13 protein-coding genes are annotated in these 15,531 nt (G+C 42.7%); 12 read left to right on the forward strand and 1 reads right to left on the reverse strand.

What is annotated here, in order from left to right:
• The first annotated feature begins 80 nt into the window (after positions 1-80).
• From mecA to sufB, 7 genes are all read left to right on the forward strand, one after another.
• A complete protein-coding gene (gene mecA, locus ODU46_RS04465) occupies positions 81-803 on the forward strand; it encodes an adaptor protein MecA (RefSeq protein WP_002938171.1) in 723 nt (240 codons plus the stop codon).
• The gene (locus tag ODU46_RS04470; RefSeq protein ID WP_024385160.1) at positions 800-1,972 is read left to right on the forward strand and encodes an MraY family glycosyltransferase; all 1,173 of its coding nucleotides are present in this window, start codon (positions 800-802) and stop codon (positions 1,970-1,972) included. The genes mecA and ODU46_RS04470 overlap by 4 nt, the downstream gene beginning before the upstream one ends.
• A gap of 373 nt (positions 1,973-2,345) precedes the next feature.
• Entirely contained in the window at positions 2,346-3,119 is a 774-nt protein-coding gene (sufC, locus tag ODU46_RS04475) for a Fe-S cluster assembly ATPase SufC (protein WP_002938165.1), read from the forward strand.
• Positions 3,120-3,135: 16 nt separating this feature from the next.
• Entirely contained in the window at positions 3,136-4,398 is a 1,263-nt protein-coding gene (gene sufD / locus ODU46_RS04480; RefSeq protein WP_398579303.1) for a Fe-S cluster assembly protein SufD, read from the forward strand.
• A gap of 3 nt (positions 4,399-4,401) precedes the next feature.
• Complete coding sequence (locus ODU46_RS04485) at positions 4,402-5,625, forward strand: cysteine desulfurase (protein ID WP_136628881.1); 1,224 nt, start codon at positions 4,402-4,404, stop codon at positions 5,623-5,625.
• A complete protein-coding gene (sufU, locus tag ODU46_RS04490; RefSeq protein WP_136628882.1) occupies positions 5,612-6,052 on the forward strand; it encodes a Fe-S cluster assembly sulfur transfer protein SufU in 441 nt (146 codons plus the stop codon). Before ODU46_RS04485 ends, sufU begins: the two co-directional genes overlap by 14 nt.
• 181 nt (positions 6,053-6,233) lie before the next feature.
• The gene (sufB, locus tag ODU46_RS04495) at positions 6,234-7,649 is read left to right on the forward strand and encodes a Fe-S cluster assembly protein SufB (protein ID WP_024379508.1); all 1,416 of its coding nucleotides are present in this window, start codon (positions 6,234-6,236) and stop codon (positions 7,647-7,649) included.
• 423 nt (positions 7,650-8,072) lie between these two features.
• Here sufB and pbp3 read toward each other — a convergent pair whose 3' ends face one another.
• Positions 8,073-9,314: a D-alanyl-D-alanine carboxypeptidase PBP3 gene (pbp3, locus tag ODU46_RS04500; RefSeq protein ID WP_398579304.1), complete on the reverse strand. Its 1,242-nt coding sequence runs from the start codon at positions 9,312-9,314 to the stop codon at positions 8,073-8,075.
• A gap of 212 nt (positions 9,315-9,526) precedes the next feature.
• On the opposite strand from pbp3, the gene ODU46_RS04505 reads away from it, so the two are divergent.
• The 5 genes from ODU46_RS04505 to ODU46_RS04525 all read left to right on the forward strand — a co-directional run bounded on the left by ODU46_RS04505 (position 9,527) and on the right by ODU46_RS04525 (position 15,507).
• Entirely contained in the window at positions 9,527-11,314 is a 1,788-nt protein-coding gene (locus ODU46_RS04505; protein ID WP_105153861.1) for an oligopeptide ABC transporter substrate-binding protein, read from the forward strand.
• A 376-nt stretch (positions 11,315-11,690) separates the two neighbouring features.
• Positions 11,691-12,689, forward strand: coding sequence for an ABC transporter ATP-binding protein (locus tag ODU46_RS04510; RefSeq protein ID WP_002942324.1), 999 nt, complete (start codon positions 11,691-11,693; stop codon positions 12,687-12,689).
• Between the two features lie 2 nt (positions 12,690-12,691).
• Positions 12,692-13,633: an ATP-binding cassette domain-containing protein gene (locus tag ODU46_RS04515; protein WP_029694475.1), complete on the forward strand. Its 942-nt coding sequence runs from the start codon at positions 12,692-12,694 to the stop codon at positions 13,631-13,633.
• 1 nt (position 13,634) lies between these two features.
• Complete coding sequence (opp4B, locus tag ODU46_RS04520) at positions 13,635-14,591, forward strand: oligopeptide ABC transporter permease (RefSeq protein ID WP_024389682.1); 957 nt, start codon at positions 13,635-13,637, stop codon at positions 14,589-14,591.
• A gap of 13 nt (positions 14,592-14,604) precedes the next feature.
• Positions 14,605-15,507: an ABC transporter permease gene (locus tag ODU46_RS04525; RefSeq protein WP_029171026.1), complete on the forward strand. Its 903-nt coding sequence runs from the start codon at positions 14,605-14,607 to the stop codon at positions 15,505-15,507.
• The last annotated feature ends 24 nt before the right edge of the window (positions 15,508-15,531 follow it).

Genomic DNA, 15,531 nt, shown 5'->3' on the forward strand with positions numbered 1-15,531 from the left:
ATAATGGTGGAAGATATGTATGAGTATTGAAAATGATCAATCAATTTTAAGAAATTGATGAATCAATGAATGAGGTAGTTATGAAAGTAAAGCAAATTAGTGATTCAACCTTGAAAATCACTATAAAATTAGATGATTTGGAAGAGAGAGGAATGGAACTTTCGGACTTTCTCATTCCGCAAGAAAAGACAGAGGAGTTCTTCTATACTGTTTTGGATGAATTGGATTTACCAATGACTTTCCGAGAAAGCGGTATGCTGAGTTTTCGTGTGACTCCGAAGCCAGATCGGGTGGACATCTTTGTTACCAAGTCTGATTTGGATCAGAGCTTGAATTTCGATGAATTTACAGATTTGTCGGAACTTGGTGATGTCGCAAGTATGACTCCAGATGAGTTTTTCAAGAGTTTGGAGCAAACCGTTCGTGAGAAAAGTGCACCGGATGCAACAGCCGTTCGTCATTTGGAAGAGGTAGAGCAAGAGGAAGAAGCAGATGAAGAGGAGCAGGAGCGCTATATTTACTATATCTTGGAATTTCCAACGATAGAGGATCTGTTTACTTTTGTTGGTACGGTTGATTATCCAGTAGAAGAATCGGAATTATATAAAATGGATGGTCACTACTACTTGACCGTTCTTATCAATGTAGAAAATCGTTCCAAGCAGTATCCAGGCTACATTCTCTCACGAATGTTGGAATTTACCAATGATACGAAGTTGACCAGACCTGCTTTACAAGAACACGGAACTTTGATGCTTCCGCTTGCGGCAATCGAGGAGCTTAGGAAGGTTCCGACAGTATGATTCCTTTTGCTCTAAAATACATAATGGTCATTATTACAACCATGATCATATCAGCCATTGCGACCCCCTTGGTTCGTTTTATGTCCCTGAGGGTTGGAGCAGTCGATAATCCAAATGCACGGCGGATAAATAAGGTGCCCATGCCTTCAGCGGGAGGGCTGGCCATCTTTGTGGCGTTTACCATTTCTGTCCTATGGTTTTTACCAGGAATTGTTACCCGTGTCAATTACCATGGCACTTACTTGCATTATATCTGGCCCCTGGTCCTAGCATCCAGCATTATCGTTCTTACGGGATTCATTGATGATGTCAAGGAGCTAAAGCCTGCTCCTAAAATGTTTGGTATTCTAGCTGCAGCGACAATCATTTGGATTTTTACGGAATTTCGTTTTGATAGCTTTAAAATTCCTTTTGGAGGACCTTTCCTTCAATTTCCTGTCTGGCTCTCTTTTCTATTAACGGTCCTTTGGATTGTTTCCATTACGAATGCAGTCAACTTGATTGATGGTCTGGATGGTCTGGTTTCGGGAGTATCGATTATTTCCTTGACAACGATGGGAATTGTGTCTTATTTCTTTTTGCATGATAGCAATATTTTTTTGACCTTAACCATCTTTGTTTTGGTTGCGGCGATTGTTGGTTTTTTACCTTACAACTATAATCCCGCCATCATTTATCTTGGCGATACAGGAGCCCTTTTCATTGGGTTTATGATTGGAGTCTTGTCGCTTCAAGGACTGAAAAATTCGACAGCTGTTGCAGTGGTTACTCCGATGATTATTCTTGGAGTGCCTATTACGGATACTGTAGTAGCCATCATTCGTCGAAAATTGTCTGGGCAAAAAATCTATGAAGCAGATAAGATGCATCTGCATCATCGCTTGCTCTCTCTGGGACTTACTCATCGTGGCACAGTATTGGTGATTTACGCCATCTCTTTCTTATTCTCCCTGACCTCTCTTTTGCTCAATGTTTCGAGTCGAATAGGGGGAATTCTCCTATTGGTGACCATGGGACTGGGGATTGAGATTCTCTGTGAATTGATTGGCATCTTTGGTATCAATAGAACTCCGTTGCTCAACCTTCTTCGTTTTATTGGTAATAGCAGTTACCGTCAAGAAAAAATCGCAAAGTATAAAAAGTGCTACGAAGAGAAAAAAAGAAAATAAGAATCTTTCTAAACAAGATAAGAGCCGTCAGGCTCTTTTTTTGATATAATATAGTGGATATAGTTAATTAAAATTGTCAGAAAAGACTATTTTATAGATTAACACTCTCTGAAAATCATCATTAACAAGAAAAGAGGCTGGGCTCAAGCCCCGCACCGCTTTTCAAAGTTAGCGTCAACATCTCAATGCAGTGGTTGATTGGAGTTAACAGTCCGGTGGAGCTCAACAACTAGAAATAAAGACTTGTTGACGAACTCTTCTATGAATGGTCGAGTTCTTTCCCACTGCCAAAGTTGAGTCTTGTCGGTGTATCTAGTTTGCTTGGTCAGTTAATGTGGTTTTTGAAGAGGACAAAAATGAAAAGGAGCACAGCATGTCAGTATTAGAAATCAAAGACCTTCATGTGGAGATTGAAGGCAAAGAAATCTTGAAGGGTGTGAATTTGACCCTTAAAACAGGTGAAATTGCAGCCATCATGGGACCGAACGGAACAGGGAAATCCACCCTTTCAGCTGCTATCATGGGCAATCCAAGTTATGAAGTGACCCAAGGTGAGATTCTGTTTGACGGTGTCAATATTTTAGAATTAGAAGTCGATGAACGTGCCCGCATGGGACTCTTCTTGGCTATGCAATACCCGTCAGAAATTCCAGGGATCACCAATGCAGAGTTCCTCCGTGCTGCTATGAATGCTGGTAAGGAAGATGAAGACAAGATTTCTGTCCGTGATTTCATTACCAAGTTGGATGAAAAAATGGAACTCCTCAACATGAAAGAGGAAATGGCAGAGCGCTACCTCAATGAAGGCTTCTCAGGCGGTGAGAAAAAACGCAATGAGATTTTGCAACTGCTCATGTTGGAGCCAACCTTTGCCCTTCTTGATGAGATTGACTCAGGATTGGACATTGATGCGCTTAAAGTCGTGTCAAAAGGAATTAATGCTATGCGTGGTGAAGGCTTCGGTGCCATGATTATCACCCACTACCAACGCTTGCTCAACTACATCACACCAGACGTTGTCCATGTCATGATGGAAGGCCGTGTCGTGCTTTCAGGCGGACCAGAATTGGCGCAACGCTTGGAAAAAGAAGGTTATGTCCAAGTTGCAGCTGAGCTTGGCATTGACTACAAAGAAGATGACATTTAAGTCTTTGGAGGAAGCTATGACCAAAGAAAAAATTCAAGAATTTTCAGCCTTGCAGGCAGAACCAACTTGGTTGACAGACCTGCGTCTTAAGGCTTTTGACAAAATAGCAGAGCTGGACTTGCCGGTTATCGAGCGGGTTAAGTTTCATCGTTGGAATTTGGGTGACGGAAGCCTAGCCACAAATGATGAAATCGGGGCAGTTCCAGATTTTACAGCCATCGGTGACAATCCTATGTTGGTACAGGTTGGCAGCCAAACTGTTCTAGAGCAGTTGCCGGTTGACCTTGTAGAGAAGGGTGTAGTCTTTACAGACTTCGCATCGGCTATGGACATCATTCCAGGTGTGCTTGAAAAATACATCGGCGCTGCCGTAGCCTACGATGAGCACAAATTAGCAGCCTACAACACAGCCTATTTTAACGCAACAGCGGTCCTCTATGTGCCAGATAATGTTGAAATCGACCAGCCAGTTGAGGCCCTTTTCTACCAAGACAGCACTATTCCAGTTGCCTTTAACAAACGTGTCCTCATCATCGCAGGAAAAAATGCCAAGCTTAATTACCTGGAGCGTTTTGAAAGTCTGGGCGACGGAGCAGCAGCGACTTCAGCCAATATTGTCGTGGAAGTAATTGCTCTTGCTGGTAGCCAAATCAAGTTTGCGGCCATTGACCGCCTTGGTAAGCATTTGGATACCTACCTCAACCGTCGTGGCTATCTCGGAAACGATGCAACGATTGACTGGGCGATTGGTCTGCTCAACGAAGGAAATGTAGTTGCCGATTTGGACAGCGAATTAAAAGGAAACGGCAGTCATGCCAACCTCAAAGTTGTCGGCCTTTCATCTGGTCGTCAGGTACAAGGTGTGGATACGCGCGTGACCAACTACGGTCATAATTCGGTCGGACACATCCTGCAACATGGGGTTATCTTAGAAAGCGGAACCTTGACCTTCAATGGTATCGGACACATTGTTCGTGGTGCTAAAGGTGCAGATGCCCAGCAAGAAAGCCGTGTCCTCATGCTGTCTGACAAGGCTCGCTCCGATGCCAACCCAATTCTCCTCATTGATGAGAACGAGGTCACAGCTGGACACGCAGCCTCAATCGGTCAGGTGGATCCAGAAGACATGTACTACCTCATGAGTCGTGGTCTGGACCGAGCAACTGCTGAACGCTTGGTTGTTCGCGGTTTCCTTGGCGCAGTCATTACCGAAATTCCTGTCAAGGAAGTTCGTGACCAACTGATTGCCGTGATTGAAGAAAAACTAACAAAGAGATAAGATATGGATTTGGAACGCATTCGCAAGGATTTTTCAATCCTAGACCAAGTTGTTAACGATGAGCCGCTGGTCTATTTGGACAATGCGGCGACCACTCAAAAACCGCAGCAGGTACTAGATGTGCTGGCGGATTATTACCAGAGGGATAATGCCAATGTTCACCGTGGCGTTCACACCCTTTCGGAACGGGCAACTGCTCGCTACGAGGCGGCTCGGCAGAAGGTGGCAGATTTTATCCAGGCCAAGTCTAGTAAGGAAATTCTCTTTACCAGAGGAACGACCACCAGTCTTAACTGGGTAGCTCAGTTTGCAAAGGAAATTCTCCAGCCAGACCAGGAAGTGATCATCTCGGTCCAAGAGCACCACTCCAATATCATCCCTTGGCAGCAAGCCTGCCAGCAAACAGGTGCTAAGCTCCGCTATGTGACCCTAAAAGACGGCGAGCTAGACATGGACCACCTGCGGTCGCTGTTGTCTTCTAAGACCAAGTTCGTCTCCCTAGCCCACGTATCCAATGTCCTAGGTGGCGTGGTTCCTATTGGGGAAATAGCAGAGCTGGTGCATGAAGTCGGTGCCTACTTGGTGGTGGACGGAGCCCAGTCAGTTCCCCACATGGCCGTCAACGTGCAAGAATTAGACGTGGACTTCTATGCCTTTTCAGGTCATAAAATGTTAGGACCGACAGGAATCGGCGTTCTCTACGGCAAGGAAGAATTGCTCAATCTCATGTCGCCTGTTGAATTCGGTGGTGAGATGATTGACTTTGTCTATGAGCAGTCAGCCACTTGGAAGGAATTGCCTTGGAAGTTTGAGGCAGGAACGCCCAATATTGCAGGTGCCATTGGGCTGGGAGCAGCCATTGATTACCTAACGGAAATTGGCATGGACGCTATCCAGGCCCACGAGGCAGAGCTGGTTGACTATGTCTTTCCCAAATTACAGGCTATTTCAGGTTTGACCATTTATGGCAGTCAGGACCTGTCCAAGCGGACGGGAGTTATCGCCTTTAACTTGGACGACTTGCATCCACATGACGTGGCAACTGCTCTGGACTATGAAGGTGTTGCTGTGCGGGCTGGCCACCATTGTGCCCAACCGCTTCTCAGATATTTGCAGGTACCAGCCACCGTGCGAGCAAGTTTTTACATCTACAATACCAAGGCCGACTGTGATAAGTTGGTTGAGGCAATCATCAAGACAAAGGAGTTTTTCAATGGCCCTATCTAGATTAGATTCTCTTTATATGGCAGTTGTGTCTGAACACTCCAAGTCGCCTCATCATCGCGGAAGTTTGGATGGAGTGGAAAAACTAGAACTCCACAACCCAACCTGCGGCGATGTGATTGAACTGTCAGTCAAGATTGAAAAAGATGTGATTACCGATATTGCTTTTGACGGAGTTGGCTGCACTATTTCAACCGCATCGGCGTCCATGATGACCGAGGCAGTCCTTGGCAAAGAAATCAGTCAGATTCAAGAACTGGCAGAAATCTTCTCACAAATGGTCCAAGGACAAGAAGATGCACGCCAGAAGGAACTGGGAGACGCCTCCCTCCTCGCAGGCGTTGCCAAATTCCCCCAACGCATCAAGTGTGCCACACTACCATGGAATGCCCTAAAGAAGACAATCGAACGCAGTGAAAGTGCTGACTGAGCACCATCGAATAAACAAAAAACGAAAATCATACAGAAAGGATTGTTCAGTTTCTGATTGGAATTGAAATTGAACAGGCCCTCAAGCTTTTGAAAAGAGATAAATCTCCTCGTGTGTTTGTGGCACGAAGTCGATTTCCTATTTTTCATTTGCTTTCTTAAGGGGCTTAGTATCTTATATTATGTCAGAAGAAAGAATTGAACCAACCCCGATTGACCTTGGGGAATACAAATTCGGTTTCCATGACGAGAACGTGGAACTGGTGGCTTCGACGGGTAAGGGCTTGAGCGAAGAAGTTATTCGTGAAATGTCCCGTATCAAAGGCGAGCCTGAATGGATGTTGGAATTCCGTTTGAAATCCTATGAAACCTTCAAGAAAATGCCGATGCAGACTTGGGGAGCCGACTTGTCTGAGCTGGATTTTGATGACATTGTCTATTACCAAAAACCGTCAGATAAGCCAGCACGCAGCTGGGACGATGTGCCAGACAAGATCAAGGAAACCTTTGAACGCATCGGTATTCCAGAAGCCGAGCGTGCTTACCTGGCAGGAGCTTCTGCCCAGTACGAATCAGAAGTGGTCTACCACAATATGAAAGAAGAGTACGACAAGCACGGCATTATCTTTACAGATACCGACACGGCTCTCAAGGAACATCCAGAACTTTTCAAAAAATACTTTGGAAAACTCGTTCCGCCGTCAGATAACAAACTGGCTGCCCTCAACTCAGCGGTTTGGTCAGGGGGCACCTTTATCTACGTACCAAAAGGTGTCAAGCTGGATATTCCGCTTCAAACCTACTTCCGTATCAACAATGAGGGGACAGGTCAGTTTGAACGCACCCTTATCATCGTAGATGAAGGGGCAAGTGTTCACTACGTAGAAGGCTGCACCGCTCCGACTTATTCAACGGCCAGCCTTCACGCTGCTATTGTGGAAATCATTGCCCACGAAGGTGCCTATATGCGTTATACAACCATTCAGAACTGGTCAGACAATGTCTATAACTTGGTAACCAAGCGTGCCCGTGCTGAGAAAAATGCCACAGTTGAGTGGATTGACGGCAACCTTGGTGCCAAGACGACTATGAAATATCCAGCGGTTTACCTAGAAGGTGAAGGGGCTCGTGGAACCATGTTGTCCATTGCCTTTGCCAATAAAGGTCAAGTCCAGGATACCGGTGCCAAGATGATCCACAATGCCCCACGCACCTCATCTTCTATCGTGTCCAAATCCATTGCCCGTGGCGGTGGAGAAGTCAATTACCGTGGTCAAGTCACTTTTGCGAAAAACTCAGCCAAGTCGATTAGCCACATCGAGTGTGACACCATTATCATGGATGATATTTCTAAATCAGACACCATTCCATTTAATGAAATCCACAACTCACAAGTGGCTCTCGAACACGAAGCAAAAGTATCCAAAATCTCAGAAGAACAGCTCTACTACCTCATGAGCCGTGGCTTGTCCGAGTCAGAAGCTACAGAGATGATTGTCATGGGCTTTGTCGAACCATTCACCAAAGAACTCCCAATGGAATACGCAGTCGAACTCAACAGACTGATTGCCTATGAAATGGAGGGCTCGGTTGGTTAGATTTTTGGCAATTTAGCAAACATGAGTTTGCTAAAAGCCAAAAAATCTCCAACCGAGGTGGGAGATAAGGAGTAGCGAAAGCTACTCTACATTGTAATGCCAACGCTCGTTGGAGATAGGGAGCGATGGAAATTGCTCTTCTTTGTTACTAATATAGTTTAGGGAGCTAGATTACCCTACTGACGTCGCTTCCTGTAAGGAAGCGATATGTAATAAGGAGTTCCATAGGAACTCTCTCCAAGGAAGTAGGAGATGAGGAGCGATGGAAATCGCTCTTCTTTGTAATTCGGCCAACCTTGTGACTCAAACAGCTTTAAAGTTGTTCAAGCCCGTCAAACTCCCCACTGAAGTAGGAGATAAGGAGTAGCGAATGCTAGTCTACAATAAAAATAGTATGTCGAAAATCGTCCGACATACTATTTTTTATAATTTTTCATTGACATAGCGGACAAATTGATTCCACCAAGAGAATGGCCAGGATGCTTCTTTCATATCGCTAGGGATAATCATATCGACACTAGCTTGCTCGGAAATATAACCTTTTCCAATGAGATCTTGATCTTTCAGTTGCAGTTTGCCAACCAAGGTCCCTGCTTTGAGGGGAGCATCAATTTCTTTTATATCCGTTGTGAAAGTTGCGGTGGGGACATTATCAGTTTGATTTCGTTGAACAACAGTTAAATCTGCTGCTGCAACAACAGGACTTGTTTCTTTTTCACCATTGAAAACCTTTATCTTACTACCTTCAAAAGCTTCCCCTTTTTTTACTAGCGTAACAAGCGAAAAGTTAGAATAAACATAGTTCATCAAATCATTTGTCGCGACAAATCGATTTTCTGGAGAGGTCAGCCCATCAGTGGCATTCAATACTACTGTGATAATGCGCATACCAGCTTGTTGAGTTGTTGCAAGAAAACTTGAACCTGCTGAGTTTGATGTCCCTGTTTTTAAGCCGTCAACCCCTCCACGAGCGTGAGTGCCGTCGCTCAGCATTTGGTTGGTGCTATAGTAAGTGTAGCCACCAAAGTCGTAGGCGTTTAGCGAAGTAATGTCGAGCACCTGAGGATAGTCGAGTATTAATCGTCTAGCAATGATAGCAACATCTAAGGCTGAAAACATATTTACATCTTCAGGACTGGAACCTGGATAAATATTTTCACCCAAGTCGGTATTGTCTAGTCCGGATACATTGACAATCTTTGCGTCAGTAATTCCCCATTCTTGGACTTTTGCTTTCATTCTATCCACGAATGCAGCTTCGCTACCGGCTATTTTTTCTGCCAGAGCAATAATAGCACTATTGGATGATGTTATTAAAGAAGCGTTTAATAGGTCGCTTACTGAATAGGAACGTTCATCTAGGTTGACATTGCTTAATTCTGTATTAGAAGTGAGGCTATAGGGATAATCAGAAATATCTACCATAGTATCTAAAGTGATTTCCCCCTTTGCCAGTGCTTCGTAGACCAGGTAAATGCTCAATGTCTTACTGATGGAAGCAATGCTTGCTTTGGTTTCGGCATCTTGCTCATACAAGATTTTGCCGCTACTTACTTCAACCGCGATAGCATGCTTGGCTGCAACAGAAAAATCTTCTGCCAAAATAGGTGTGGAAGTGAAAAAAAGAGCAATAACTGTAGTGAGTGTTAGTAAAAATTTACGCATAATCATTCCTTTGGCTGTTATTTTATTCTATTATATCACAAGAAATGTGAGAAAAATTTGGAAAAAATATGTAAAAAATGAGAAAATGCCGAAAAATTATGTTTTTACAAAATTTTCTGACAAAAAGACTTTATTTAAGAAAATTTTATGATATAATGTTTTTTATAAGACATAGTAATAAGTGTCAAACAAAAAGAAAACAGAGGTGTTTTATGAAAAAGACAACGAAACTTTTTGCACTTGCAGGTGTGACTCTCCTTTCAGCATCTGTTCTTGCAGCATGTGGTTCAAAACAATCAGGTGCAGCAAAACAGGAATTGTCATTCCCAGCTGAGGTAAAACAAGACGGAACAGCAGTGTCTGATGCTCAGTTGAAATACGCATGGGTATCACCAACGACTTCATCAGGTCTCTTGATTGACGAGTTGACTGAAAATACAACTGACTCAACATTTGGTGGTTTTGTTGATATCTCACTGTTCGGTTTCGATGGAAATCGTAAGTTAGATGATTCAGGTCTTGCTAAAGCTGAATTTGATGTAGAAGGTAAGAAAATCACAGTTAGCTTGACAGGTAAGGACTACAAGTGGTCAGATGGTCAACCGTTCACAATCAACGACTACATCTTTACTATCAAGTCAATGGCAAGCAAAGACTATACAGGTGTTCGTTTTGATGATAAATTCTTGAACATTGAAGGTATGAAAGAATTCGTTGCTGGAACAGCTTCTGACATCTCTGGTCTTAAGAAAATTGATGACTACACAGTAGAATTGACTGTAAAAGAAATGTCACCTTCAATGATGTATGCGGGTGGTGATGTCCCAGCCTATATCCAACCAGAACATATCTATAAAGACATCCCTGTTGCAGACTGGGAAAAGAGCGAGTACTCACGTACAGCTAAACTTGTTGGTATGGGACCTTGGAAAATCAAGGAAATCGTAAACGGTGAGTCTATCACTTACGTACCAAACGAATACTACTTCAAGGGACAACCAAAAACAAGCTCATTGAAGGTTGATATTGTATCTCCTGATACAATCGTTTCTGAGATGAAAGCTGGTAACTATGACATTGCTGAGATGCCTGTTGATCAGTTGGATTCTTATAAAGATGCATCTAACTTGAATATTGTTGGTCGGTTAGACTCAGCTTATGAATATATTTCATTCAACCTTGGTAAATATGACGAGTCTGCTGAGAAGAATGTCATGGATGAAAATGCTAAGATGAATGATGTGAAACTTCGTCAAGCGATTGCCTATGCAATTGATACCAAGACAGCTGGTGAGTCATTGTACAATGGTCTTTACCACCCTGCAAAATCATTGATTATCTCATTCTTCGGCGATATTCATGATTCAGAGTTGGAAGGTTATTCATACGATCCTGAAAAAGCGAAAAAACTCTTGGATGAAGCTGGCTACAAAGACGTAGATGGCGATGGTATCCGTGAAGGTAAAGACGGTAAGGAATTCAAGATTACCTTTGCTGCTCGTAAACGTACGGAAGCTAACGAAGCGCTTGTACAACAGTACATTGCTTGGTGGAAAGAAGTTGGCTTGAACGTTGAACTTTACACAGGCCGTACAGTTGAAATCAATACATTCTACGAAGCTGTTCAAGCAAATGATCCTGCTATTGATATGTACGCTGGTGGTTGGTCTACAGGTTACGATCCAAACCCAACTGGTACTTGGGGTCCTATCGCTGCCTTCAACATGTCACGTTTCGTGTCTGATGAAAACACTAAATTGTTGAATGCAATCAGCTCAACAGAATCATTTGATGATAAGAAAAATGTTGAGAACTATAAGGCTTGGCAAAAATATGCTTACGAACAAGCATTTGCTATTCCTACATTTGAATCTGAAAAGGTTACAGCACTTAACAAACGTGTGAAAAACTATGATTCTAACTATGGTTCAGCTTCAGGAAACGGTATTGCTTATGAGGGTATCGAACTTACAGCTGATAAAGGTGTAGTAGCAGAATAGTCTGCAAGAAGACAATAGAATTTGAAAAAGCCAACTTGGTTGGCTTTTTTCAGATTGCTATTGGAATTTTCAGATAATTGTGGTATAGTAGACTCAGTACACAAAAAATGAGTCACTACTAACAAAAACTCAAGATGGATCACATTAACCTACTCAATTGCTAATTGAGTCAGTAATAGGGATGGTCTTGATTTATGATTGGATATACGTACATTTTTTACTTCTGGGTAACCGCTATCAAACGATGATTGATAGAAATATGTTATTCTAGAGTAGTTACATAAAGTCAGTTAATCAAACATTATATGAACTTGATAATCGTAAGGATATTGAATTGATTGAGCTTGATTAGCTGGCACATAAAGGAGGAAAAAGCGTGGCTACCGAAAAACCGCTTTTAGACATTAAAGATTTACACGTCGGTTTCCGTATTGGAGATGATTATTTTGACGCTGTTGACGGTGTTGACATCTCATTGCAAAAAAATGAAATTTTGGCAATTGTAGGGGAATCTGGTTGTGGTAAATCAACTTTGGCAACGACCATTATGGGCTTGCATAACCCTTTGAATACCAAAATCACAGGAAGCATCCAGTACAATGATATGGAATTGATTGGTATGGATGAAGCTAAGTACAATACGGTACGTGGTAATGATATTGGTATGATTTTCCAAGATCCCTTGGCTTCTCTGAATCCATTGATGACGATTGGTGCACAGATTGATGAGGCGCTGTTCTATCACACTGATTTGGATGCCAATGCTCGTACAGAGCGAGTTTTGGAACTCTTGGCTCAGGTAGGTATTCCAAATCCTAAGCGGACATTTAAACAGTATCCACATGAGCTTTCAGGTGGTATGCGTCAGCGTATCATTATTGCGATGGCCTTGTCTTGTAAACCGCCAATTATTATTGCGGACGAACCGACAACAGCCTTGGATGTTACAATTCAAGCACAAATCTTGGATCTCTTAAATGATATTCAAGCGGAGACAGGTTCGGGTATTATTTTGATTACCCATGACTTGGGAGTAGTTGCAGAAACTGCTGATCGTGTGGCTGTCATGTACGGTGGTCAGTTTGTCGAAGTAGCGCCAGTAGAAGAACTCTTTACCAATCCAAAACATCCATATACACGTTCGCTCTTGAAGTCAAATCCTCAATCAGGTAGCGAAGGAGGCGATCTTCATGTTATTGAAGGTATTGTGCCGCCGATTACAAAAATGGTTCGTAAGGGTTGCCGTTTTGCTCCACGTATTCCGTGGATTGGAGCAGAGGCTCATGAAGAGAATCCGAGCATGCACGAGGTAGGTCCAAATCACTTTGTTCGTTGTACCTGCCATGAGACATTCTATTTTGAAGGGGAGGCCTAATAGTGGGATTTATTGAAGTAAAAGATTTAAAAGTCCATTATCCAATTCGTAGTGGCTTCTTTAACCGTGTGACGGATCATGTCTATGCTGTCGATGGCGTTAATATTGAGTTTGAAGAAGGAAAAACCTATGGTTTGGTAGGTGAGTCAGGTTCTGGGAAATCGACCATTGGTAAGGCAATTATCGGTTTAGAGCGTGCCACTTCTGGTCAGATTATCTATGAAGGACAAAATGTAACCAACAAATCACGTGGTAAAAAAGGAAACTTTAATCGTGATGTTCAAATGATTTTCCAAGATTCTCTTTCAAGTTTTAACCCGAAAAAACGTATTTTGGACATCATTGCGGAACCAATCCGTAACTTTGACCGCTTATCTCCAGATGAAGAAAAGAAAAAGGTTCTTCATCTCTTGGATACAATCGGTCTAAATGAAGAAGCCCTGATTAAATATCCTCATGAATTCTCAGGTGGTCAGCGCCAACGTATCGGTGTTGCTCGTGCCTTGGCTAGTAACCCTCGTTTGATTATTGCTGACGAGCCGGTTTCTGCCTTGGATTTGTCTGTGCAGGCACAGGTTTTGAACTATATGAAACGTATCCAAGATGAGTTCAAGCTTAGCTATCTCTTTATTTCCCATGACCTCGGTGTTGTACAACACATGTGTGATGAATTGTTTATCATGTATCGCGGACGTTTCGTAGAGACAGGAAATAAGAACGATATTTATAATAATCCACAACATATTTACACTAAACGTTTGTTGTCTGCGATTCCAACGATTGACCCAGTCAACCGTTTGAAGAATAAAGAAAAACGTTTGGCTGCTGAAAAAGAGTATCAAGAAATGCAAGGTCAATACTATGATGAAAACGGTCGTGTGTACGATTTGAGATCCTTCTCAGAAACTCATCAAGTAGCCCTTCCAGAAGGAGGTCAGAACTAAGATGTGGAAAACAGTATTACGTCGTTTACTCATGATGATTCCGCAGATTATTATCTTGAGCATCATTGCTTTCTTTGTTGCGAAGATGATGCCGGGGGATCCCTTTACAGGATTGATTGACCCAAATATCGATCCAGCAATCATCGAACAAAAACGGATTGCAGCAGGTTACTATGATCCAATCCCTGTTCAGTATTTCCGTTGGATTGGTAATCTTTTGCAGGGGGATTTTGGTCAAAGTATCCTCTTCAAGCAACCTGTTGTTGATGTTATCATGCAACGTTTAAACAACACTATTTGGTTGTCTTTATTGACGATGGTGTTGACTTATTTGATTGCCCTTCCATTGGGGATGATTGCAGGTCGTTACCAAAACTCGCTTGCAGATAAAATCATTGGCGTGTATAACTTCTTGACGTTTTCAACTCCAACTTTCGTTTTTGCCATCCTTATGCTTTGGATGTTTGGCTTTAGTTTGGGTTGGTTCCCAACGCGTGGGTCGATTGACGGTGGTGTAGAAGGATTTGCAGCCATTCTCAGTCGCTTACACCATATGATTCTTCCAGCGATTACAATGGCAATTTTGTCAACAACAGTAACTATTCAATATCTTCGTACGGGGATTATCGATGCGAAGAGCCAGGATTATGTTCGTACAGCTCGTGCCAAAGGTGTTCCCGAGAGAGTTGTTTATAACCGTCATATCTTCCGTAATTCTATCTTGCCAATTGCATCTTTCTTGGGCTATGAATTGACAGGGTTGATTGGTGGTTCTATCTTCATTGAAAATATTTTCACTTATCCAGGTATCGGTCAGTTATTCTTTAACTCGATTTCTAGTCGTGACTATAGTGTCATCTTGGCTTTGTTGTTGATATTTGGTATGGGTACCTTGTTGGGGACATTGATTTCAGATATTATCATGAGTATCGTGGATCCACGTATCCGTGTGAAATAGAAGGAGGAGTAAGGTGAGTAAAGAAAATAAAAAACAAGCACAATCTGCTTCAACTCCTCCAGGTGGCTTCCGTGTCATCGCGCGGGAGTTTATGAAGGATCGACTTGCATTGACCTCATTAATTATCTTAGTGACGGTTCTCTTGGCAGTCTTTATCGGAGCGCTTCTGTTGGATCAAGAACAAGTTATGAAAGTCAACCTTTTGGGACGTTACTTGGAACCAGGTGTTAACGGCTATATCTTGGGGACAGATGAAGGTGGTAAAGATATCTTTGGTCAGCTGATTATCGGTGCTCGTAACTCAATCATTATCGGTTTTACCATTACGATTATTACTAGTATCGTTGGTATCTCTATCGGTCTGATTTCTGGTTATTACGGTGGTCGCTTGGACGGATTCTTGATGCGTATTGTCGATTTCATCATGATTTTGCCGGTGACTATGTTGATCATTGTGTTCGTGACAGTTATCAAGAACTATACGATCTATCACTTCATTCTCATCATGAGTGCCTTTTACTGGACAGCCAAGGCTCGTCTATTCCGTACAAGGACATTGTCAGAGGCAAGCTTGGATTATGTCAATGCATCAAAAACATTGGGAACAAGCGACTTCATGATTATGTTCCGTGAAATTTTACCAAACTTAAGTTCATTGATTATCGTTAACTTGACCTTGAACTTTGCGGGAAATATCGGTATCGAGACTTCGTTGACTTATCTTGGTTTCGGTCTACCATCGACAGTACCAAGTTTGGGTACCTTGATTGCCAATGCCCGCAATGCAGATATTTTGGAAAACAAGACATGGATTTGGTTGCCAGCAGCCATCTTCATCCTTGTGATGATGCTCTGTATCAACTATGTCGGACAAGCTTTCCAACGTGCAGCAGATGCTAAGCAGCGTTTAGGTTAATTGTGAAAAGGGTTCCTCTGGGAA

Origin of the sequence: Streptococcus sp. 2020WUSS089 (assembly GCF_044427405.1) — a bacterium.
Taxonomy (GTDB): Bacteria; Bacillota; Bacilli; order Lactobacillales; family Streptococcaceae; genus Streptococcus; species Streptococcus hashimotonensis.

Bases quoted from the DNA above. Each gene is read 5' to 3' on its own strand.
- mecA (WP_002938171.1), top strand. From the start codon at position 81: ATGAAAGTAAAGCAAATTAGTGATTCAACCTTGAAAATCACTATAAAA.
- ODU46_RS04470 (WP_024385160.1), top strand. From the start codon at position 800: ATGATTCCTTTTGCTCTAAAATACATAATGGTCATTATTACAACCATG.
- sufC (WP_002938165.1), top strand. From the start codon at position 2,346: ATGTCAGTATTAGAAATCAAAGACCTTCATGTGGAGATTGAAGGCAAA.
- sufD (WP_398579303.1), top strand. From the start codon at position 3,136: ATGACCAAAGAAAAAATTCAAGAATTTTCAGCCTTGCAGGCAGAACCA.
- ODU46_RS04485 (WP_136628881.1), top strand. From the start codon at position 4,402: ATGGATTTGGAACGCATTCGCAAGGATTTTTCAATCCTAGACCAAGTT.
- sufU (WP_136628882.1), top strand. From the start codon at position 5,612: ATGGCCCTATCTAGATTAGATTCTCTTTATATGGCAGTTGTGTCTGAA.
- sufB (WP_024379508.1), top strand. From the start codon at position 6,234: ATGTCAGAAGAAAGAATTGAACCAACCCCGATTGACCTTGGGGAATAC.
- pbp3 (WP_398579304.1), bottom strand. From the start codon at position 9,314: ATGCGTAAATTTTTACTAACACTCACTACAGTTATTGCTCTTTTTTTC.
- ODU46_RS04505 (WP_105153861.1), top strand. From the start codon at position 9,527: ATGAAAAAGACAACGAAACTTTTTGCACTTGCAGGTGTGACTCTCCTT.
- opp4B (WP_024389682.1), top strand. From the start codon at position 13,635: ATGTGGAAAACAGTATTACGTCGTTTACTCATGATGATTCCGCAGATT.